Annotated in this window: 21 protein-coding genes and 1 pseudogene; 5 read left to right on the top strand and 17 right to left on the bottom strand. The window is 52.1% G+C overall.

Going from position 1 to position 22,291, the window contains the following annotated elements; translation table 11 throughout:
* Positions 1–248 precede the first annotated feature (248 nt).
* Positions 249–938, top strand: coding sequence for a helix-turn-helix domain-containing protein (locus EYY67_RS19130; protein WP_095925585.1), 690 nt, complete (start codon positions 249–251; stop codon positions 936–938).
* Here the strand turns inward: EYY67_RS19130 and EYY67_RS19125 are convergent.
* The 10 genes and pseudogenes from EYY67_RS19125 to EYY67_RS19085 all read right to left on the bottom strand — a co-directional run bounded on the left by EYY67_RS19125 (position 921) and on the right by EYY67_RS19085 (position 10,175).
* Positions 921–1,517 (bottom strand): bifunctional 4-hydroxy-2-oxoglutarate aldolase/2-dehydro-3-deoxy-phosphogluconate aldolase, encoded by a 597-nt coding sequence (locus EYY67_RS19125; RefSeq protein ID WP_095925584.1) that lies wholly within the window; start codon positions 1,515–1,517, stop codon positions 921–923. The genes EYY67_RS19130 and EYY67_RS19125 overlap by 18 nt on opposite strands.
* Entirely contained in the window at positions 1,507–2,400 is an 894-nt protein-coding gene (locus EYY67_RS19120; RefSeq protein WP_131694149.1) for a 2-dehydro-3-deoxygalactonokinase, read from the bottom strand. The genes EYY67_RS19125 and EYY67_RS19120 overlap by 11 nt, the downstream gene beginning before the upstream one ends.
* On the bottom strand, positions 2,397–3,293 hold the full coding sequence (locus EYY67_RS19115) for a dihydrodipicolinate synthase family protein (RefSeq protein ID WP_095925582.1): 897 nt from the start codon (positions 3,291–3,293) through the stop codon (positions 2,397–2,399). Before EYY67_RS19115 ends, EYY67_RS19120 begins: the two co-directional genes overlap by 4 nt.
* Entirely contained in the window at positions 3,287–4,450 is a 1,164-nt protein-coding gene (locus EYY67_RS19110; RefSeq protein WP_095925581.1) for a mandelate racemase/muconate lactonizing enzyme family protein, read from the bottom strand. The genes EYY67_RS19115 and EYY67_RS19110 overlap by 7 nt, the downstream gene beginning before the upstream one ends.
* A gap of 17 nt (positions 4,451–4,467) precedes the next feature.
* Positions 4,468–5,790, bottom strand: a complete 1,323-nt coding sequence (locus EYY67_RS19105; RefSeq protein WP_131694148.1) for an MFS transporter — start codon at positions 5,788–5,790, stop codon at positions 4,468–4,470.
* A 304-nt stretch (positions 5,791–6,094) separates the two neighbouring features.
* Positions 6,095–6,387 (bottom strand): annotated as a pseudogene (locus EYY67_RS24760) (IS3 family transposase); the annotation flags it as partial.
* 157 nt (positions 6,388–6,544) lie between these two features.
* Complete coding sequence (locus EYY67_RS19100; RefSeq protein ID WP_119824537.1) at positions 6,545–7,498, bottom strand: nuclear transport factor 2 family protein; 954 nt, start codon at positions 7,496–7,498, stop codon at positions 6,545–6,547.
* Positions 7,499–7,606: 108 nt separating this feature from the next.
* A complete protein-coding gene (locus tag EYY67_RS19095) occupies positions 7,607–7,933 on the bottom strand; it encodes an EthD family reductase (protein ID WP_119824539.1) in 327 nt (108 codons plus the stop codon).
* Between the two features lie 152 nt (positions 7,934–8,085).
* Positions 8,086–9,174, bottom strand: a complete 1,089-nt coding sequence (locus EYY67_RS19090; RefSeq protein ID WP_119824541.1) for an alkene reductase — start codon at positions 9,172–9,174, stop codon at positions 8,086–8,088.
* 5 nt (positions 9,175–9,179) lie between these two features.
* Positions 9,180–10,175: an LLM class flavin-dependent oxidoreductase gene (locus EYY67_RS19085; protein ID WP_162928615.1), complete on the bottom strand. Its 996-nt coding sequence runs from the start codon at positions 10,173–10,175 to the stop codon at positions 9,180–9,182.
* A gap of 220 nt (positions 10,176–10,395) precedes the next feature.
* Between EYY67_RS19085 and EYY67_RS19080 the strand changes: the two genes are divergently transcribed.
* Both EYY67_RS19080 and EYY67_RS19075 read left to right on the top strand, forming a co-directional pair.
* Positions 10,396–11,130 (top strand): hypothetical protein, encoded by a 735-nt coding sequence (locus tag EYY67_RS19080; protein WP_131694147.1) that lies wholly within the window; start codon positions 10,396–10,398, stop codon positions 11,128–11,130.
* A 22-nt stretch (positions 11,131–11,152) separates the two neighbouring features.
* Positions 11,153–12,064, top strand: coding sequence for a LysR family transcriptional regulator (locus EYY67_RS19075; RefSeq protein WP_053142522.1), 912 nt, complete (start codon positions 11,153–11,155; stop codon positions 12,062–12,064).
* An 8-nt stretch (positions 12,065–12,072) separates the two neighbouring features.
* Here the strand turns inward: EYY67_RS19075 and EYY67_RS19070 are convergent, their stop codons facing one another.
* The 3 genes from EYY67_RS19070 to pstS form a co-directional block, all read right to left on the bottom strand.
* On the bottom strand, positions 12,073–13,182 hold the full coding sequence (locus tag EYY67_RS19070; RefSeq protein WP_131694146.1) for an alkene reductase: 1,110 nt from the start codon (positions 13,180–13,182) through the stop codon (positions 12,073–12,075).
* Between the two features lie 123 nt (positions 13,183–13,305).
* Positions 13,306–14,484, bottom strand: a complete 1,179-nt coding sequence (locus EYY67_RS19065; RefSeq protein WP_053142525.1) for an MFS transporter — start codon at positions 14,482–14,484, stop codon at positions 13,306–13,308.
* 452 nt (positions 14,485–14,936) lie between these two features.
* Positions 14,937–15,983, bottom strand: a complete 1,047-nt coding sequence (gene pstS / locus EYY67_RS19060) for a phosphate ABC transporter substrate-binding protein PstS (protein WP_131694145.1) — start codon at positions 15,981–15,983, stop codon at positions 14,937–14,939.
* A 222-nt stretch (positions 15,984–16,205) separates the two neighbouring features.
* Between pstS and EYY67_RS19055 the strand changes: the two genes are divergently transcribed.
* The gene (locus EYY67_RS19055) at positions 16,206–16,394 is read left to right on the top strand and encodes a YjfB family protein (RefSeq protein ID WP_013575215.1); all 189 of its coding nucleotides are present in this window, start codon (positions 16,206–16,208) and stop codon (positions 16,392–16,394) included.
* A gap of 58 nt (positions 16,395–16,452) precedes the next feature.
* Here EYY67_RS19055 and EYY67_RS19050 read toward each other — a convergent pair whose 3' ends face one another.
* The 4 genes from EYY67_RS19050 to EYY67_RS19035 form a co-directional block, all read right to left on the bottom strand.
* On the bottom strand, positions 16,453–17,457 hold the full coding sequence (locus EYY67_RS19050) for an isopenicillin N synthase family dioxygenase (RefSeq protein WP_131694144.1): 1,005 nt from the start codon (positions 17,455–17,457) through the stop codon (positions 16,453–16,455).
* Between the two features lie 27 nt (positions 17,458–17,484).
* On the bottom strand, positions 17,485–18,912 hold the full coding sequence (locus EYY67_RS19045; protein ID WP_131694143.1) for an amidohydrolase family protein: 1,428 nt from the start codon (positions 18,910–18,912) through the stop codon (positions 17,485–17,487).
* A gap of 11 nt (positions 18,913–18,923) precedes the next feature.
* Positions 18,924–19,913 carry an ABC transporter substrate-binding protein gene (locus EYY67_RS19040; RefSeq protein WP_131694142.1) on the bottom strand — a complete coding sequence of 330 codons (990 nt, stop codon included), beginning with the start codon at positions 19,911–19,913 and terminating at the stop codon, positions 18,924–18,926.
* Positions 19,914–20,175: 262 nt separating this feature from the next.
* Entirely contained in the window at positions 20,176–21,099 is a 924-nt protein-coding gene (locus EYY67_RS19035; RefSeq protein WP_131694141.1) for a LysR family transcriptional regulator, read from the bottom strand.
* A gap of 213 nt (positions 21,100–21,312) precedes the next feature.
* On the opposite strand from EYY67_RS19035, the gene EYY67_RS19030 reads away from it, so the two are divergent.
* The gene (locus tag EYY67_RS19030) at positions 21,313–22,287 is read left to right on the top strand and encodes a PDR/VanB family oxidoreductase (RefSeq protein ID WP_131694140.1); all 975 of its coding nucleotides are present in this window, start codon (positions 21,313–21,315) and stop codon (positions 22,285–22,287) included.
* Positions 22,288–22,291 lie beyond the last annotated feature (4 nt).

The raw sequence follows: 22,291 nt of genomic DNA, 5'->3' as shown, positions 1-22,291 counted from the left end.
TCTCACTGACCTGCACCCCTTTGATTAACGCACTTTACTGTTCGTGACTTCCGCTTTTGGCACAAAGCGGACCGTCATACCTGCTTAAGTCACTGGCTTAGCGTAGGATATTTTCCGTTTTCCAAGCGGCCCCCAGATCGCACAATCCGGGCTGAGTCCCCTCTAAGTGTGATCTACTATTTTGCGAAGCTATTTAGCACTGTTTAAACGGGGGAAAAAATATCACTTTCCCATAATTGAGGTATGAGATGAACAACACAGTTTATGATGCATTTCGTTGTTTGAAATTATTGTCCTCCGGAAATCGTGCTTTAGGTATCAGGGAGATGGGGCGGACTTTGGAACTGGATTCAGCAAAAGTCACTCGGTTGATGCAGACTTTATTGTCACTGGAAATGGTGGAGCAAGATATACGAAAAAAATATAGTCTAGGGATGGGTATCCACCAGCTCTCTGCCCGTGCGATACATAACTCAACCTTTTATAGCGCAGTGTTGGGAATGCTAGAGGAAATTGGTAGTCACTCTGTTTCTATCGTTGTTGGTATATTAAGCGGGAAGAATGTGACGTATTTAATCCATACCCGTGGAGGGAAAAGTATCGCCCGTGCTATCGGGAATTATGAGTCCTATCCGATTCATGATTCAGTCATTGGCATTAAACTACTCTCAGCCATGAGTGATGAAGAAATAGTCGCTCGCATTGGTGTCCATGACCACAATTTGTTGAAAAATGATATACAAGAGGCAAGGCGACATCAGGTATTTGAAAAAGTATACAGCCAGACAGATTACCGACTGGCCTGTATTATTCCTGGCATGCAAGCAGCCATAGCATTGTCTAATATTCAGGGTGACAAACTCAATATTGATAGTTTTCGCCAATTTTTAATGACTGCAGCACAGAAAATCAGTAGAGAATCATTTCCCATCCTGTAGTAACTGCTGGCAGCGTTCAGCCGTAGTCACCACACTTTGCCCACAACGGTAGAGTGCAGAACCGATTCCTACGCTGTCGTAATACTGTAAATAATCGGCTGCATTTTCAATATCAACACCACCCACTGCGCAGAAGTGGCTTGCTTGTGATAGCGGGCCCTTGATCAATTGCGGATAGTTAACCGGCAGCGCCGCAGCAGGGAAAATTTTCAGCACATCCACTCCCATCTCACAGGCCGAGAAAATTTCGCTACTGGTAAAAACGCCGGCACAGACATCCAGACCATGACGCTTTGCAGCAGTGACAACACGGAAATCAAGATTGGGCGTTAAAATAAACCCTGCTCCGCGTAAGGCACTGGTTTCCACCTGCTCAGGCGTGAGCACCGTCCCGGCTCCCACTCGCACCCGTTCGCCAAACTGGCGACTAATCTGTTGCACACTCTGATCCCAGCCAGGGGAGTTGGTGGTGATCTCCACCGTATTGATGCCATATTCCAGCAGACAGGCGACATGTTCTATCGCCTCCTCTGCGGTGATCCCCCGCAGAATGGCGACGACTTTTGCACTATTGATCATCGCGAAAAACCTCATTCAGTCCGGCAATGATTGTGGTTTCAGCTTCAAGGGTGGTGCAACTGACAGATAGCACATCGCTGGCCTGGCGATACAGTGACAACAAGGTGCGATTGCCGATAAAGCAGATACTTTCACCCTCTTTCTGCCCGGTCAGGATTTCGTAGCCAATCAGTAAACCTGAAAGGTAGCTTGCAGCATGGCGTGGCTCTATGGCACCAAGAATATATCGCCCGCGGCTACGAAATAGCTCGGTAATAATATCACTGGCAGGGTAATCAAAAGATTGCGCAGTGTTAACCCCGTCGATAAATGCCGAAGTGGAATCTATTTGTTCGGGCAGACCTTTACCCACCACTGAATGGTTAACAACGAAATGATAAAGTTCACCGGTCATGAGGGTGCGTAAGCTCTCAACCTGCTGTTTCGAGCGATCAACGGTTATCCATTTACTGTGCGTCCCCACCGCAGCGAAGCGGCTGGCATCGGTTAACGTTAATGCACCCGCGAGTTGCATCTCCTCACCCCGGCACACTTCATTAACGCGGCGGTCGCATATACCCGGGCGCAGAGTGAGAGGATTGGAGAGTACCCCCTTGAGCTCGCGACCTTTGCCAAGTAAGGCGGCAAAACTGAGTGGCAACTCCAGGTATCCGGCATCGGCAATGCCGATATTGCTGCCAATCATGCCACACAGAATAACCGGGAGCTGTGCGTCCCAGGCATCCTTTAGGCGCAGCAATTGCTGGCGAAGAATATCAGGCAACTGCTCGCGCTGGCATTTTCCCACCCCGCACGTGTCTTCAACCATGCGTGTGACGACGCCATTACGTACACTCAGCGCGCGAAAATTACTGGTACCCCAATCTACGGCAATGTAGTTCATTGGCTCGCTCCGAAGACTGCCAGTGGCAATGCAGCAGTGAGATTTTGCAGTTCATCCCGTGTGATATCATCTATCGGTTTTGCCGGTTCGCGAACGTAGTCCGTGGCAAAAATGCCAGCTTTATGCAAAACGGTTTTGTGGATGGCTACGCCAATACCCGGTTGAACCCCATAACGCAGGAAGGGAAGATAGCGATAAAATTGCGCCTGTGCTTCCAGTTCACTGCGCGGAAAGGCCCGCAGAATGGCATTGATCACATCGGGGAACTCGCAGGCAGGCATGGTGCCAATCACGCCGCGTCGAAGCTCTTCATACAAGAAGCCGGCATTCAGCCCACCAAACAAGCCGACGCTATCACCGAGGGCATTTTTGAGCGCTGTGATTTTGAGAGTCGTCGGCGGTTGTTCAACTTTAATGTATTTGATCGCGGCAAACGCCTGGCAGAGTTTGACCAGCGTGGCGACCGGTATCGTCACCCCGGTCATCATCGGCGCATCCTGGATCATTATCTCTATATCGCAGGCATGACAGATGTCGCGATAAAAATGGAAAATCTCATCCGGGCCGGGTTTAACCACTGAGGGTGGGTTGACCATCGCCACCTGAGCGCCCCATTGTTTAACGCGATTAATATCCTCGATGGCAACGGCTGAGCTGGCTCCTCCCGCAGCGGCGACCAGTGGCAAGTTTCCGGTCAGTCGTTTTACACAATGGAATAGCGCTTCTTTCTCTCCACTGGTTAGCGCATAGCCTTCTGAGGCATTGCCAAACAGCGCCAGGCCGTCAATACCCTGGCTCAACAAGAACCGCACCAGTTTTTCAATTGAAGTGAAATCAACGTTACCTAGCTTATCAAATGCCGTTGCCAGAATTGGCACATTACCCTTTAACATGTTGCCCCCATGACATATTCACGAACACGTTCTTCATTAATTTCAATACCCAGACCGTGGCCTTCAGGTCTTTGGTAATGTCCCTGCTCACACACCAGTGGTGTGTTGAGTAGCTGATTAGCAATGGCAAAAACCGGCGGCTGGTACTCCAGCATAAAGAGGTTAGGGATCGCGGCTGCAACCTGGATTGAAGCGGCAATGCAGGGACCTAAGCCGACGCTAAGATGAGGCGCAACCTGTAGATTCCAGGCTTCTGCCATGGAAGCAATGTGCATCATTTCACTGATGCCGGTACGGCCAACATCTGGTTGCAGAATATCGGCAGCGCGTTGCTCGATGAACGGCTTAAACTGATAGCGGGTGCGCTCGGTTTCCCCGATCGCGATAGCGACGGGACTTTTCGCCCGCAATTCACGGTGACCCGCAATATCTTCAGGCAGGAGCGGGGCTTCAAGGAAACCGACTCCTAATGGATGCAAGGCTGCTGCCAATTCAGCGGCTTGCGCCACACTGTAATTCCAGTGGGCATCGAGAAAAATATCAGCGTCGTTGCCCAACGTTTCACGAATCCCGCTCACGTTTTCGATGTCTTCCCTTACCCCATAGCCCAACGCCAGTTTGAAGGCATTAAAACCTTTGTCTTGCCATTGCTTCGCCAGATGACAGCGGGTAGGCAGGTCAGGTTCGGGCAACCCAGAGACATAGCAAGGAATTGTCTCGCGATAGGCGCCGCCGAGTAACTGATAGACCGGGAGTTGAAGGATCTTGCCTTTCAGATCCCACAAGGCAATATCCACCGCGGCGATAGCATCAATGTGATAGCCAGTAATATGGCCACGGTCGCGCATGGCATCGTACATTTTAGAGTTCAGTACCCCACTGGCGAACGGCGACTGGCCAATCAGTAACGGGGCAAAAAGATGGTTAATTAATTCGGCGATCACCTGAGGTACTACCGGTGCCAGCGCCTCTCCCCAACCGACATACCCTTCATTGGTCGTGATCTTAACCAGGCACGTTTCCATTTTTCGCGAATAGACACAGCGATACTCCGGGCGATAGTAATAATCGCTGTTGTGACCTTCAACACTCCCTCCAAGATAGGCTTGTTGTGGCGTAATTTTCAGCGGGAAACATTCAATATGGCTTATCTTCATTGCGACTCCTGGGCACATTAATCCAAATTTTTTCCAGCGGTTTCTTTGGCAAACCAGACGGCGATAAACGAGATTGCGGCAGTGATCATCACATACCAGGCAGGGGATAAGGGGTCACCGGTTAGCGTGATAAGGCTTGCTGAAGCCAATGGTGTTACACCGCCAAAGACAGCGACAGTCAGGTTATAGGCGATGGCAATACTGCCGTAACGAATTGCGGTCGGGAACAGTTCGACCATAGCTGCGCCGCAGCCCCCATTAAACATGGCGACAAAGACGCCGAGCATGCTCATCGCTGCAATGGACGAGCCGACTGATCCCTGACTCATCACCAGCATTGCCGGGTAAGTCAGTAACATGAATCCGCCACATCCCATCAGCATCAGTGGCCTGCGTCCCCAACGATCAGATAGATAGCCGGTGAGTGGCATACAAATTGCGACGCTGAGCAGCCCGAGGGTGGTAATTAAATAGGAGTCGGTACGGCTGTAATGCAAATAGGTGGAGAGATAACCGGGCATAAAAGATTGCAGAACCCAGCTACTTACCGCTTTAACAATCACAAATCCTGTGCAGAACAAAAGGGCAGACATCGAGGTTGAAAGAGATGTGCGCAAAGGTGATTTTTCAATCTTTCCGGCGGCTTTAAGTTTATGAAACTCAGCGGAGTCCTCCATGTTACGGCGCATATACAGGCCACCCAGACCTAATGGCGCTGCCAGCAGAAATGGAATGCGCCATCCCCAGTCGTTCATCACTTCCTCACCTAAGGTATGGGTGAGAAAAAGAACCAACCCGGAACCGCAGACAAAGGCCAAAAAACTGAAGTTTTCACTCCAGCAGGTCAAGGTGGCTCTGCGGTGGGGCTTTGCGCTTTCCGCCAGATAAGTAATCACGCCAGAGCTTTCGCCACCGGCGGCAAACCCTTGTACCAGACGGGTGAATACCAGTAAGACTGGCGCGATTATGCCTACCTGGTGCCAGGTGGGTAAAAGCCCCATTATAAAGGTCGAAATTGACGTGATCACAATGACCGTGACCAGCACTTTACGCCGTCCGAGACGGTCGCCCATCGAGCCAAAGAACAGCCCGCCAAGCGGTCGCATCAAGAAGCCAGAACCGAAAACAGCAAAGGATTTAAGCAGTGCAATTGCCGGGTCGCTACTGGCAAAAAAATTGCTCGCAATAATGGTGGCTAATGTTCCGTAAAGTCCAAAATCAAACCATTCAATAAAATGACCGATACCGGCCGACAGCATGATTTTAGCTGTGCGCCGGGCTGGCACTTTTTCTCTAGCCCCGCTGTAGTCTGTGGCGTATTGGGTCTCTGTATTGTCCATATCAACTCCCGAGGGTAGGTAGGGTCTCAGTCTTGGTACGACTTTTTAGTAGGTATAGGACGAGTATATTGATTAGATCTCGGGAGATGAGATGGACTGTTGGAATAGCGAGATGAATCAAAATTGAAATGATTTTTTGCTTCATATAATGAAGCAGTTGCAGTTGAGATAATATACTGACTCGTATTACTAAGAGTGACCAAAACAGACAGGCATGATTACTCTGGTGAAACCCCTATGATCTTGACCCGCTATATCCAGACTGTTTTTATATGTAAGTCATTGTCATCTAACGGACTCAGTATTCCGTCGCGCATCTGCTGGTTTCATGCACGACATAAGCAGAACCGTTGTCCGTCAGCGACTCGAACGATTTTTCCGGTAACGGATCACCGAACAGCTTTTCCATTGCACCCAATATCACATCCTGTACCGTGCTGATGTCGTAACCACCTGTACTGGCAGCCCACCCTATGGCTTCTCTGTCGCAGCAGTCCAGTGCGAACCTTTTCTGTCGTCATCACAGCCGAACGAGAAGCCATCTGAACACAACCACAGATCGCTTTCTGCCAATGCAACTTTACCGTTATGCTCACGAAGCAGCCCGATGCAAAGATCAAGGGCAGCTGTGAGCGAAAAGCGGACCTTGTTTATGGAATGTATGGTGTTGAGGGGGGACCTCAAACAAACAACTTCTCAGCAATTAAGCCTTCATAACCAGAAAGCTTAATTGCCAGAGAATGCGCGAAGAGTTTCAGTTCAGAAAAGGAGGATTCTCTTCAGAGAACCAGCCGGGAACGTACTCGCTCCAGCTGAACTTCCACAAACCCTCTTCTTTGCGAAGCTCAATTCGATAATGAGCACCGTACATCCACTCACCATTCTTATTTTTTATCTGTCCTGGTATTAAGCGCCCCGTCCACATTTCAGCTGTTGTACCGTCTGTTCTGAGGGTGATTTTTAGTGGGACACCATAATGCTGCATCCAGGGCCAGTGACGACGAAACTCTTTAAGCGATCCTACAATACTGTGCAGACCTTTTAATGGTCCCAGTGGAGGGAATTGTCCGCAAGCATCTAAGGTGTAACAGGTCCGGAACTGGCTAAAATCATTCTGGTCGATCCCCCACGAATAACGTGAATAGGACTCCTCAATTTGCTCTTCTTCAGTCGCCTTTATCTGGTTCTGCGCAATGCAATGCCAGGGGGAATCCAGCTCACTGACCAGAACAGGTGGCGCATCTCCCGGACGCCACCCCTGTTGCCCAGGAGGCAGACGCCAGTTAACCAGATAATCAGTATCACCTTCCGCCCAGCCGATGTTTATAAGCACTTCGGTCAGCTTCCAGCCATCAGACTCTGCTTTCAGCGTCAGTCGCAACACTGCGCCAAACAGGGCAACGGGATTATATTTTGCGCCTGGTGCTACCTCACCATACAGATAGGCGCTTACCATGGCGGTCCCTTCTCCGTCCGCAGCCGCGTAAAAATTAGAGGTCACCAGATTTAGATGCTTTTCAGAGGATGTATCTTCACGTAACGCTGTGATTAATGCTGATTTACCATGAAGTATGCCTTTGTGGCTGCTTTTGAGTTTGACCGTTTCAGCCACAGAGCAATCCGTATCGGCCCAGTGGCCGGATTCCCAGCTTTTGCGAAGTGTTTCCATAAAACTGAGTGCATCTGAGCGGCTAAGAGGGGTAATCATTGAATATCTCCTGTCTGTACAGCGCCTGTTTTCGATATTTCACTGTCTGAAGTGGGCATTTTGACGGTCCGGTGTTAACCAGCGCGAACGCTGGCTAAGAGTAAAGTCCTAACGTTTTCTGATTTCGGTGATGTAGGTAATGGCGGCACTATCGACAAAGTTCGGCACATCCCGGAAGGCTTCCTGACCAACTGGCGAGTCAAAGGCGGCCACGGCATCTTCAATGGAGTCGAACCATAATTCAGAAAACCCATCTACCGGTGCATCCGGATATTTTTCCCGATCGACGGGATTTAAAACGTAGCCCCGTAATCCCGGCAAACGCAGAGCGATTTCCGTGTGTACTTCATCCCAGTGCTTAACAAAGTCTTCAAAGCTCTGTCCTTTTTTACGAATAAGAAAGCCCACATGCTTGAAGCCGTTTGAAGGTGTCATCGTGTTCTCCTGTGTGCAGTGTCCTGCAATTCATTGTTTGAAAAGGTGTTATTGATTAATCTGGTGCATCTGGACTCAATGCCATTTACATGACCATCAGCAGGTTAGTGCTGCCTGATGTGCCCGCGCCTGGACATTTCACTGGCTGCGCCTCAGTTATGGTCTTCACCATGGAAGGGATAGTCGGTATAGCCTTCTTCCCCCCCGCCGTAATAGGAACTTCGCCTGGCCATAGTCAGTGGCCAGCCCTTGCGGACCCGCTCAACAAAATCTGGATTGGCGATAAACGGACTGCCAAAAGCCGCAAGATCGGTCAGCCCATCGTCGATAAGTGCCGCGGCCTGAGCGGGAGTAAGGCCACCGGCGAGGATAAGCGTGCCACGCCATACCTTTCGGAAATCGCGCAACAGGCCGTTAAACATCACGGGCCCCTGGGCCATCAGGTGGACATAAGCTATCCCTCTGCGGCTAAGCTCCTTACCGATATAAAGATAGGTTTCTGAGGTATCGGCGTAAGGAGCCATGTCCTGAAGCTGATTACAGGGGGAAAGGCGCACGCCCGTCCGGCTTGTACCAATTTCATCTGAAATGGCGTCAACAATTTCCAGAAGAAGGCGCGTACGGCTTGCCAGGCTTCCGCCGCCATAGCCGTCATCGCGCGTATTCAGTACAGGATTAATGAATTGTTCAATGAGATAGCCATTGGCACCATGCACCTCCACGCCATCAAACCCCGCCGAAATGGCGTTGGCAGCGGCCTTGCGAAAATCAGCGACTATCTGCTTAATCTCTTCAGTCAGCAGAGCGCGGGGCAGGCTTGCAGTAACCGTTGCAGGTTCACCATTTTCATCCCAGGCAAAGGCGCTGCCACCCTGAACGGCGACGGCGCTGACAGGGGGCTGCCCCTCAGGCTGGAGGCTGGTATGAGATACCCGTCCAACATGCCAGAGCTGAGCAAATATTTTTCCTCCTTTCTTATGCACGGCCTGTGTGACGGGCAGCCAGGCTTCAACATGACTGTCGAGATAGATCCCCGGATTAAAGAGATAGCCAGTGCCTTCGCGAGAGACCGGTAAACCTTCAGAAATAATTAATCCGGCGCTGGCACGTTGTGCGTAATAAAGTGCCGTTAAGGCATCAGCATGCTCGTCCCGTGCGCGGGAGCGCGTCATGGGCGCCATGATAAAGCGGTTTTTCAGCGTGATATCGCCGAGCCTGTAGCCGGTAAATAGCTTTTTCATAGCCATCAGTTCCAGGCTTCCGCGATGAGCTGATGTGACCTGATCCTTGCATCGGCATCATGTATCCACGAATTCACCATAATTTCATCCGCACCGGTACGGCGGACCAGGTCATTCAGGCCGGTCCGGACGGTCTCTTTTGTGCCCCACACCGATTCACGCAGCTGAGTCAGTACGCGCTGAGCCTCTACCGGATGCCAGAGCGCATTTATATCGTCTACCGGCTTCGGTAATTTCACCTCAACGCCCCGCCCCAGATTTACAAACTTCTGCAGTTCGGTAGTCGCCAGATAGTCTGCTTCGCTCTGGTTTTCAGCGGCGACGACGTTGACGCAAATCATCACATACGGTTCGGCAAGCGATTCTGATGGGCGGAAGCCTGAACGATAGGTATCAATGGCAGCGAGCATGGCATCGGGCGCAAAGTGAGAGGCAAAAACAAGGGGCAAACCTTTCTGCGCCGCCAGCTGTGCACTGAAGGTACTCGAACCCAGCAGCCACAACGGAATATCGAGTCCCGCACCTGGCACGGCCGTAATACGCTGTCCGCGTTGTGCAGGCGCAAGAAAATGCTGTAGTTCATCCAGCATGTCGGGGAAGTCGAGTCCCTTGGCGCGGGTTTCACGGCGCAGCGCCTGCAATGTTTCCTGGTCAGTGCCCGGCGCACGGCCCAGTCCTAAATCAACGCGGCCCGGATACATAATCTCAAGCGTGCCAAACTGCTCAGCGACAACAAGCGGTGCATGGTTTGGCAGCATAATGCCACCCGAGCCAATACGAATTTTTTCAGTTTTTGCGCCGATATGGCTGAGTATCACCGCCGTCGCCGCGCTGGCGATATCGACCATATTGTGATGCTCTGCCATCCAGAAACGGTGATACCCGGCTTTTTCGGCCGCCTGCGCCAGCCGCACGCTGTTGGTAATGGCGTCAGAAAGGGTATTGCCTTCGGTAATGGGTGCCAGGTCAAGCAGTGACAGGGGGATTGTTTTCTCTTTCATCATTATCTCCACATCGCCGGAACAGTCGTCCGGAGGTAAATTAATCATTTCGGAAATTACTATGATTGTTTTTACACGGATGATAAATCGGGTTTCGGTCGCATCTATGCGGACTTAGATTCTACAATCCTGTGTCTTCTTTAGGGGTATCTTTGATGTCTTACTCTGCGTCAACAAACCAAAACCACCTGCGACACGACGCGACAGACAAGGAAAAACCATGACTGAAGAGCAGATTTGGAAAGCCCGGTATTACTCGGCATGTGATATTGCCCATCGCTGGTTTGCTTTTTTTGAGGGACAAACAGAGGAGGTCAGCCGGCATCTGGATATTTTCACTCCGTGCGTCAGGCTGGTTCATGCCGGCACGCATCTTCTGGCCGAGGGAAAAGACGGAATGGATAGCTGGTTGAAAAGCCTGCCATACGAAAAGGGCTCGCACTTTATCCGGCGCTTTGAATTTATTCCCGGCCAGGAAAACGAGGCAACCGTTAATATGGATATTGGCTACCAGAGGGTCGAAAGTGATTTGACGGTGGGAGGGGCACTTTCGGAATACCGGACAACGCTCTTATTCGGTGAGGGAGAGGACGCTTTTTTTACTTTCATGCAGAAAACTCCCGTATATCATAACCCTGATAAGGTATTCCGTGAGTCATTCAGTGAAAACCGGGTACATTCGTTTATAGCCCGTTTCTTTCAGCTTATGCTGACCGCAAGGTCTGGGGCTGTTTCAACGATCGTTTCCGGGAATGCCGATGAGAATACACGACAGAATTTACCCGCATTTTTACGCAGTGCCGATCCCGACGGGATAAGTATTGAAGAGACAGACATTCTGGCGATGAAGAGCACCCTGTTACTCCCTGTAGACGGTACTGAACGAAGACTCAGCCTGGAACTGGCTGAAGAGGGAGGCCGCTATCTCGTCATTCGTCACGCAAACTGGTCCTGAAGCACTTAACGGAATATTCAACATGCGAAATACCGATCACCTGGGCGGAATTACCGCCTTTGTCACTACTGCACAGCAGGGAAGTTTTACCGCGGCGGCTGAGAGACTCGGGCTGACAAAATCAGCCGTGGGTAAAAGTGTGGGTCGCCTTGAAGCCAGGCTGGGACTTAAATTGTTTCTGCGATCCACGCGGCGTCTGAGCCTGACGCCGGATGGTGAGCGTTTCCTGATAAGTTGTCAAAATGCCATGGATATTCTTGAGCAGGCAGAAGCCGAGTTGACCTCTCATATCTGCCAGCCTTCAGGGCGGCTTCGGGTGGACTTACCCGCAGCCTTTGGCAGACAGCGTATTTTGCCGATCCTGCTGCAGATTACACGCCGTTATCCCGAACTCGCATTGACCGTCACTTTCAGCGAACGATTTGTCGACCTCATTGAGGAGGGTATTGACCTTGTCATCCGCATTGGTGAACTTGCCGACAGCAGTGGGCTGGTTGCCAGAAGGCTGACCACGCAGAAACTGGTTATCTGCGCTTCTCCTGACTATTTACTGTACGGTGGAGAACCCGTTTCATCTGAAGAACTGAGCCAGCATCAGTGTGTGGTGGGGTTTCGCCGGAATCAGCCGATCTCCTGGCTACTCAAAGAAAATGATGGTCAGATTTCGCGGTATACGCCGCCACCGACCCATGAGTTTGCGGACGGAGATGCGATGTTATCGGCCACGCTGGCGGGCTGTGGGCTTTCACAACTGCCGTTATGGCTGGTTGGAAAATATCTTGAATCAGGGGAGCTGAAAGAGGTTCTGGTCGGACATTCCGGTGGAGAAATGCCCATCAGTGCGCTCTGGCCTAAAAACCGCCAACTGTTACCTAAAATTCGTTATGTTGTGGACACGTTGATAAAGGCAGCAGAAGACGGCTTACTTGACTGATGGGACGACTATGCCGTTGTGTCTGGCCAGAACGGATAATCGGTATAGCCTTCCTCAGCCCCACCATACATTGTTGCCCGGTTAACTTCATTCAGCGGCCAGTTGTTTTTCATCCGCTCTGTGAGGTCAGGATTGGCAATATAGGGTCTGCCAAAAGCAATGAGATCCGCTTTTCCTTCCTGCAGGTAAATTTCGGCTCGTTGCTTATCGAATCCCCCTGCAATAATGAGCGTGCCGCTGTAGGCCTTTCGGAATTTCTCAATGAATCCTTCAGGAATAGCCTGTTCACCTAAAGTCTGTTGATCGCTCAGGTGAACATAGGCCAGCCGGCGTGTCGTGAGCTCTTCTGCCAGCGTCAGCCAGGTTTGTTCTTCACCGCTGAATGCATGCATATCAAACAGACGACCAAATGGCGCAAGTCGTATGCCGGTTTTTCCTCCACCGATCGCCCGTGATACAGCGTCAGTCACTTCAAGCACGAATCGCAGTCGGTTCTCAATTCTCTCACCACCGTATTCATCGCTGCGCGTGTTCAGAGCGCCATTAATAAACTGTTCAAGCAGATAGCCGTTTGCCGCGTGGATTTCGACGCCGTCAAAACCCGCTTCAATAGCATTTTCAGCGGCCTTTACATAATCCTGAATGACCAAACCGATCTCTTTGGCTGAAAGAGCGCGCGGGAATGAAACCGGAACAGGTCCAGCAATGCCATTTTCATCACGGGCATAACACGTCGAGTTTTCAGCCCTGACGGCAACTGAGCTGACGGGGGCGGCGCCATTCTTTTGCAGACTGACATGCGAAATTCGCCCAACATGCCAGAGCTGGATGAATATTTTGCCGCCTGCCTGATGAACCGCCTGAGTCGTTTTCTTCCATCCCTCTACCTGTGCAGCAGAGTAGATACCAGGCGTAAAAAGATACCCCTGCCCCTGAACGGAAATTTGAGAGCCTTCGCTGACGATAAGGCCTGCTGATGCGCGCTGACGATAATATTTAGCGGTGAGGTTATCGGCAATATCCCCTTCTCTGGCCCGGGAACGGGTCATCGGTGCCATGACAATACGGGTTTGAATTGTCGTGTCGCCGACGGTGTATGAAGTAAACAACTTTTCCATTACAGACTCCTTTTAATAACTGAACTCCATAATGCGGTGCTGAAAGAGGGAATAAAACCCCCGTTCTGTTCCGAACAGAGGTTCCATAGATTCTACTTAGAGCAGCGATCCGTCTTTATTTTTTCAGGCCATCTCTTCCTGAACCGGTACTGCTTTAGTATCAGAGCGGTGTTTAATCAGAATGCTGACAAATGCCAGCAGAGTGAAGATCACGCTGCTCAGTACCACCGAGTGCGTCCCCAGGCGGGCGATAAACCATCCGCCCGTCAGTGAACCGAGGGTAATTCCCAGATTGGAGAACGACATATAAAGGCTGTTTGCAAACTCGGGCGCTTCGCTGGCTTCACGCATCAACCAGGTCTGACTGACCACCAGGCCGGAGGAGTGGAATGCGCCCCAGAACACGGTCAGCAGGCACATCACCAACGGTGAAAAGCCAAAGAACCATACCAAAAGCAGAAGCAAGGTGAACAGCAGCGGGTAAACCAGAGTGGTTTTAACTACGTTCTTTTGCAGGAAACTGCTGAACACGAAGTTGCCAGCAAAACCACAGACACCAAAGAGGATTAGCATGGCGCTGATGTAATTGTTATTCAGGTGAGTAACGCGTGAAAGATAATCTGCAACATAGCTAAAGCTGGAAAACATTGCGGCGAAAATTAACGTTACCGTTGAGATGGTCAGCCACAGCTTACCGTTCCGCAGTACGGAAAGCTGGCTGGCAAAGGAAACCTTATGCAGGGTCGGCATTGAGGGCATCAGGAACAGGACGCCCAGGAAGGCCAGCACGCACGCTGCAGCACCAAAGTAAAACGCTGCGGATAAAGAGAAATGCTCGGCAATCAGAGAGCTGAGTGGGACACCCAGCACCAGCCCAATGGCCACTCCGGCAAACACTTTTGCTGCAGCGCCTGCGGCTTTTTCTTTCGGTACGGAATTAGCGGCCACAACCAGCGCAACGGCAAAGAAGACGGCATGAGCCAGCGCAGGCAGAATGCGAAACACCAACATCAGGTTGAACACGTCAGTGGTGGCATAAATCAGGTTCGACACAATAAAGACGACAAGAATGCTCAGCAGAACCGTTTTCTTGTTAAAGCCAGACAGCATCAGCGTGATAAAAGGCCCGGTAACGGCCACGATAATGGCATAGATGCTGACCAGAAAACCGACCTGGGTGGGCGTGACGTGGAGCTGAGAAACCAGTTTTGGCAGTAAGCCGATGATGGCAATTTCGGTGGTGATTACCCCGAAAACAGCCACAGACAGCGCCAGTAAAAGCAGAGTGCTTTTATTTTGCATAGAATACCCTTAGAAACATTGCAGATGAAATTCACAAAGTTAAATAGCGAAACGTAACTTTTATGCGTTGTTGCCCGGATGATTTTCCGGAGAACGGATCATCGCTGAGTTTGATAAGGGGGGAAATACGTATTCAGGCGTTTCTATGTTGACATAAATTCTTCAATGCAACAGACCTGATCTTCGTTGGTTGGTATAACTGACCATGAGCAATGTCCGCTGTTGGCACAAAGCAGCCTGACGTGGACGCATAGTCCGCTATGAGCGAAGAACGGACTGTCAAAGTTAAAAATCTGATCGAGCCTGACGGGGATATTTTCCGGAAAAAACGCATCCCCAAAAGACGCCATTGAGAAGCCGACAACGCTTCTTTGCGCAGGTGTTATTTGTCTGTCTGGTAAGTAAAGAATGTGTGTCGGCCGCTCCGGAACCGTAAAGTGAGGAAGCAGTTCTTAAGGATATAAAGGGTGTTCTCCACTGCTGTCTTTAATATTGGTTTGCCAGGCGGTACGGATTTTCTCTACTAACGGGTCAGGCAGTGCCGCAAAATCCAGTTCTGTCGCAAGGTTATCGCCATTTTTAAAGGCCCAGTCAAAAAACCTCAGGATTTCTTTTCCCTTAGCGATATTTCTCGGCTTTTTGGGAATCAAAATGAACGTCGCAGAAGTGACCGGCCACGCGTTATCCCCTTTCTGATTAGTGAGATCCTGAGAGAAACTTTGGCTCCAGTCAGCCCCGTCGCCTGCCGCCCGGAATGAGGCTTCATTCGGGCTGATCGCTTTACCTTCCGCATTGACCAGTCTGGTGTATGCCATATTACCCGGCTTCGCATAGGTGTATTCGACATAACCTATTGAGCCGCGCAGACGTTGTACAAATGCTGCCACACCGTCATTCCCTTTTCCCCCGAGGCCGGTTGGCCACCTGACTGTCGCACCAGAGCCGACGTTTGCTTTCCATCTGCTGTTCACTTTTTCCAGATAACGGGTGAATACATACGTCGAACCCGCACCGTCAGAACGCCTGACTACCGCGATATTGATGCCAGGCAAATTGAGTCCGGGGTTCAGTCTGACGATTGCGGGGTCATTCCATCTTTTAATCTTACCGAGATAGATGTCTCCCAGTGTTTCACCATCCAGAATCAGCTGCCCGGAAGCGATACCTGGAATGTTAACAACCACGACGATACCGCCTGTCAGGGTCGGAAACTGAAACAAATCATTCCTGTTCAAATCTTCTTCACTCATGGGGATATCTGTGCCACCAAAATCGATGGTTTTCGCGATAACTTGTCTTATACCGCCGGAAGAACCAATCCCCTGATAATTCACCCGATTACCGGTATTTTTAAAATAAGCATCGGCCCATTTCGCATACATCGGCGCAGGAAAAGTCCCCCCCGCGCCGGTCAGATTAACAGCAGCCAATGAGGGTGTGATGACCAGTAAGAAAACGACAGCGATAAAGCAGGAAAAAGTCCCCTGTATGAATTTCATGTTCCGCTCCTGATCGCGTGATGTGATTCTTTCTCCTGAGATACTTAGCTTAATATAGTCAATAATCCGCCAGCGGTTATATCAGGGGCACCCTTCCTCCGCCCGACTGCCGCAGAACTGCATTTATTGCTCAAGTTATTGCCTGATATGCCGATAACAATGCAATGGCGATTTCCGGGCCGTAATCAGTTCCTTTTATGTTGTACCGAACAGGAGAACAAAATGGATGTTTCGCAAATTGCATCGCTGGCGACCGGCCTTAATAGCCTGGATACCAGCACTCAGGTCAACAACATCCTGCTGAAAAAGTCGCTGGATAGTCAGCAGACGGCAGTGACCAGCATGATTGACGCGATCCCCGCGTTACCGGCTAATCCGGCAATCGGTCGCAATATCAATACCACCGCCTGACAGAGACAAAAAAGCCCGCGTGAGCACACTCAGCGGGCTTTTTGTTTTTTATGACCGCTTACCCTTTGGCGAAATTCGCCTGAATACGCTGTTGCAGATAATCTTCGGCGCTGATGGCCGGATACTTCGCCTGTGGCCCCAAAATCTCGACGTCTTTATTGGCCTGACAGAAAAACGCCAGACTGTAGCGCGCCCCCTGATATTCGCCGGGCAGCGGGCTTCTCACCCGATGGAAATTTGACGGCAGCTGGTCATCGCTCCAGCGCATCAGCATGTCGCCGATATTGCAGGTGATCACCTCTTCGCGCGGTTCGATGCTGGTCCACTGCTGGCTTTCGCTGTCTTTACCCGGACAAACCTGCAATCCGCCCTGCCCCGGACGCTGGAAAAGCAGCGTCAGGCAGTCAAAATCCGTATGCGCGCCCGCACGCCACATCCCCTGCTCCGATTGTTCGGTGGCATAGTAATGCAGCATGCGCAGTGTGCTCTGATAGGTTTGCTGATCAGGATTGTGCGCCTGTTCGAAAAAATGCTCAGGAAAGCCCAGCCTGAGCGCAAAACAGGAAAGCAATTTCATGCCCAACTGCCAGCACTGCGATTCAAAGCCCAGCATGGTGTTTTTAAACGCGGGCAATTCCTGCTCGTCTGGCCACAGCGTGTCCATCAGCGGACGGGTGATCTGGTAGGACTCTTTCTGATCCGGCGTTCGGGTCGACGGGCGCACCTGCGATTTATTCTCCCATCCGGCGTTACGCGCCAGCGGATACTGCGCTTTTACCGCGTCGGGCAGCGAGAAGAAATCCTCGGTCATGCTGAAGGCCTGACGGATATCGCTCAACGCGATACCGTGATTGCTGACCTGAAAGAAGCCGATTTCGACGGCTGCACGCCAGAGTTCGTCGGCGATCTCACTTTTACGGTTTTCAAAATCTGACAGGTCAATACAGCGCACTTCGCGGGCAAAGGTCTCTTCGCCCATCGCGCCCATTCCGGCTTCTTTTTCCAGTTCCTGCAATGCATAGCTTTTTGTTTGAGCGGACTGTGTCTGAGGTGATGGCGTCATTATTTTTATCCTTCTTAATCAATGGGGTTAGCGCGCAGCGCGCTGTTGCAGGGTACGGACGGCTGACATCGCCTCATGGCGCATGGCGTCCAGATCGAGACCGGGGATAACATCGTTTTCGACGATCACGCGGCCGTTAATCATCAGCGCCTTCAGCGAGGCACGACCGCCGCAGGCCACCGGGCCGATGGCCATGTCATGCAAACCGAAATAACGCGGGTCATCCAGCCGGTAAATGGCGATATCCGCCAGCATACCGACCTGCACGCTGCCGCTTTGTTGCAGCCCGAGGATGTGCGCCCCGCCCGCACTGCCCCAGCGCACCACGTCTTCAATGGATGCTGCGTCTCCGCCGCCTTCAAAAGTGCCACCGTCATAGCGCGGTGTCGCCAGCATGCCTTTTCGGGCACGCTGGAACAGCCACGCGGCATGCGCTTCACTTTGCATATCGGCCGCCTCGTTGGATGCCGCACCGTCTACGCCCAGCGAAACCGGCACGCCCGCCTGTTCCAGCGCCAGCAGATCGGCGATACCGCTGCCCAGACGCCCGTTGCTTTGCGGACAGTGCGCAATGCCGGTGCGTGTCTGTCCGAGCATCGCAATCTCCTGCGGCAGCAGTTTGACCAGATGCGCGAACCACACATCGTCCCCCAGCCAGTCGTGTTCCGCGCAAAACTGCACCGGCGTCATGTCGAACTTAGCGCGTGCCGCATCGAGATAATCCACCGTTTCGGATAAATGGCTGTGCAGGCGGATCCCTAAACTGCGCGCCAGTTTCGCCATTTCGCGCAGCTGCGGACCCGGTGCCGAATGCAGTAATGTCGTCGGTGCCATCACCACGCGGCGCAGCGACGTCGGTTTCGCATCGTGATAGCGCCCGACCAGCCGTTCCATGTCCGTCATGTAATGGTCGAAGTTTTCCGGACGCAGTGCCTGTGGCAAATCTTTTTCAATCGCCCGCCCCTGCGTCGCACCGCCGCGGCATAAGACAATGCGCATGCCCAGCGCTTCCCCTTCACTGAACAGAATGTCGGACGTATCGAAAGGCATATCCGGCCAGTAAAGGTAGTTGTGATCCGCCACCGTGGCGCAACCCGAACGCAGCAGTTCGGTCAGGCCGATACGCACCGCGAGACGAAAAGTGGATTCATCGAACGTGGCGCGAAAGCGATAAGGCGTGGCGCTTAACCACGCGGTCAGGCTTTGGTTCAGCCCCTGCGGCTCGCCTTTGAGCAATGACTGAAACAAATGATGGTGAGTATTGACCCAGGCCGGATAGACCACACAATCGCGGGCATCAATCAGCCGCTCGTCGGGCAGCGCCGTCAGGGTGCCCATCGCCTCGATCACGCCGTGACGGACGCGGATATCCGGCCCGGCATGACGCGCTTCGTCTCCCGGTAAACCGGTCAGGATGGCGTGTGCATTTTTAATCAGTAAAGAGTCAGATGACATCGCAACGCTCCTCAGGGTTTAACCTGCATGTGGTCAACAAATTCGGTGGTATACGCCTGCTTCCAGTCGGTATCCGCATTCAGCAGTTTGGCGCTGACCATGAAATCACGGGTTTTCTGCCAGCGCGCTTCAGTCATGGTGCCCCAGCCCTGCGTCGCTGCATCGCCGCCGTCAATCAGGTGATGCTCTTTGATTTGCTGAACGCCCCAGGCCAGCAGGTCGTCCGTCATCTTCGGATTATCCTTTTTGATCAGCGCGTTGCCCGCCGCCGGGTTTTGCAGATAACTCACCCAGCCTTCCATCGACGCCTGCACAAATTTCGCCATCGCGTCTTTGCGGCCGCTGATAAGCTCAGGACGGGTGATCAGAATGCCGCCATAAGGCGGATAGCCGTGCTCAGAGAACAGGAAGAAATTCGATTTCACGCCCGCCTTTTGTGCCTGAAAAACTTCAGAGCTGACGTACGCCTGTTGCGCCACGTTCTCGTCGGCGACAAAGGGCTGAATGTTGAAGGTATACGGGCGAACCTGAGAATCGCTGAGCTGATAACGTGCCTTAAGCCACGGCCACCAGGTCGATTGCCCGGAGCTGGAAACCAGAATGGTTTTGTCTTTCAGGCCGTCGAGTGACGTGACAGAAGCGTGGGTCAGTAACCCCTGCGGGTCGAACTGGAAGGGGGCGGCGATGGCTTTGGCCTGAAATCCGCGCTGCACTGACTCGAGCAGCTGAAGGTCATAACCGATGATCACGTCGGCACGTTTTGATAACAGCAACTGCATGCCGTTGATCTGCGGGCCGCCGGACTGAATGCTGACATCCAGCCCGTAACGTTTGTAGATGCCCGTCGCCAGCGCCTGATAATAGCCGCCCTGTTCAGCCTGCGCGTACCAGGAAGTCAGCAGCGCGATTTTCTCATCGGCCTGCGCCGACAGTGAGAAAGCGCCAGTGATCAGCGTGCTCAGCACACAGCAAGACAGGGGAATGCGGGAAATTGACTTCATTGCTCCTCTCCTAATCATCGCCGGAGGGAAGACGAGCAAATGCGGCTCAGCCCCCCTGACCGGCTCAAAATGAACCGCGAAATGGTTGCTGAGCAATGTCCCGCGCAGTTGCCTGCACTGACCGCTTCTACTCACGTTTATCTATACAAAAAGGATGCCAACTTCGCAGAGCCGCTCCCCCTGCGCTTTGCGGGGGGATCTTGTCTTCGCGCTCTGCAACCTTTGATTCACCACAGAGCGCTGCGCACCAGATCGGTGCAAATCAGTGGCGCTGGTGGCCCGGCGTTTGGATCTGGCTGAATAACATCTCCAGCTGTTTGAGCATCATCGAAGCTGCCAGTGAAAGCTGGCGTGAAGGGGCAACGCACAGGGAGAGTGTGAAGGTTTTCAGTTGCGGATCGGTCAGCGGAATAAACTGCAACTCGTCGCTTTCCACCTCATCCATGATGTCGAGCCAGCACAGAATGCCGATGCCCATTTGCTCTTTAATCAGCGAGCGGATCATGTGGATGTTATTGGATACCGCGACTTCGCGAACCATGTCACCGTTGATATTCATCAGCGCCTGCACCGGCTCGGCCAGCATCAGGGGCGCAGCGGGCAGGATAAACGGATACTCCATGCACTGATTAAAACGCACGCCGCTTCTGTCCCCGAGCGGATGCCCTTTCGGCACCACAATCCCCAGTTCGATTTCAGCAAAGGCGCGCACCTGCAACTCGCGGGAACTTTGCGGATTTAACATCAGCCCGAAGTCGGCGTCGCCCGACATCAGCGCCTGCTGGATATCCACGTTGTTCATGGTCGTCAGGGTAAACGAGATATTCGGGTAATCGAGATGCACCTTTTTGAGCATCGACGAGAAAAACTGCCGGTTGATGGCGTCGATGGTGGCAATGCGCACATGCCCGCGCCGCAGCCCGCGCAGATCATCGAGCTGTTCCAGAACACGCGAAAAATCCTTTTTCCAGTTACTGGCGGCATGCAGCAACAGCTCACCGGCCGCCGTCAGCCGCAATCCGGTGGGGTGCCGTTCAAACAGCGGCATGGCGAGTTCTTTTTCAACCCGCAGTATCTGCCGGTCAATCGACGATGCGGCAACGTGCAGGGTTTCGGACGCCTTACGAAACGATCCCTGGCGGGCAACCTCAGTGAAGTACAGCAGAAACCGGGAGAATGCGAACATAGTGAGTGCTCTCTTTTATGCAACGGGACGTGCGAATCAAAGCGCTGGACGCAACAGTTTTATAACAATAACGTAGCTTTCATTGCAACGGGAACAATCGTTTCACCGCTCATCAGGCTGACTCTGCGCAGTAATACGCGTTAAGACAGCGTGTTATGCGGCAAACCGGGGGATCCCCCTTTTTATGAAAGCCTCATTCAGCAAATACGGTAAATGACGATGAAAGATGCCGGATCCATTCCTGTCACGATAAAATCAATGGAAATAAACGGAACAGGGAATATTTCATTGCAGCTTGTTCCGCAGCAGAACGGGTTATTACCGCCTTATTTACCCGGCGCGCACATTGACGTTTTCATTCCGGAAACCGGCCCGCGGCAATATTCACTTTGCAGTGAAAACAGCAACGGCGAATATTATGAAATCTGCGTAAAACTGGCGGATAATTCGACCGGTGGCTCACACTATATTCACCATCATTTCCGCCCCGGCGATAACCTGACCATTTCGCCTCCGCGCAATCATTTCCCGTTGCCCGACGCCGGTAAATATCTGTTCTTTGCCGGTGGCATTGGCATCACGCCGCTGCTGGCAATGGCGGAACAGATTGCACATCAGGGTATTGAATTTGAACTGCATTACTCTGTTTCAGACAGTGAGCAGATCGCGTTTCTGCCGCGCTTAACGGCGCCTGCCTTAGCGAAAAATGTCTTTATACATGACAGCGGCGCAAACGATTCCCTGCGCCATCACACACCGCTGAGCTTATGTCAGCCGGATGAGAATACGCGGGTAATGGCCTGCGGCCCGGACGGATTTATTCAACGCCTGCAGGAAATTATGCGGACCCATCACTGGCAGGAAAATCAATTATCTTTCGAGCGGTTCAGCAATACGGGAATGAATAATGACACCGCCGGAAATGAATTTCATATTCAGCTCAGTTCTACCGGCCAACGTTATTTAGTGGGCCGCGACCAGACCATCGCCGAAGTCTTATTAAGCGCCCGGGTCGATATTATGCTGTCGTGCGAACAGGGTATTTGCGGCTCCTGTATTACCGATGTGATAGACGGTATTCCCGACCACCGGGACTGCGTGCTAACGGATGCAGAGAAAGCGGAGAATACGCAGATAACGCTGTGCTGTTCGCGATCCAAAAGTCCTGTTCTGGTCCTCGACCTGTGATGTT

The organism is Rahnella victoriana (assembly GCF_004330295.1).
Classification (GTDB): Bacteria; Pseudomonadota; Gammaproteobacteria; order Enterobacterales; family Enterobacteriaceae; genus Rahnella; species Rahnella victoriana.
This window is presented reverse-complemented; position numbering and strand designations above follow the sequence as displayed.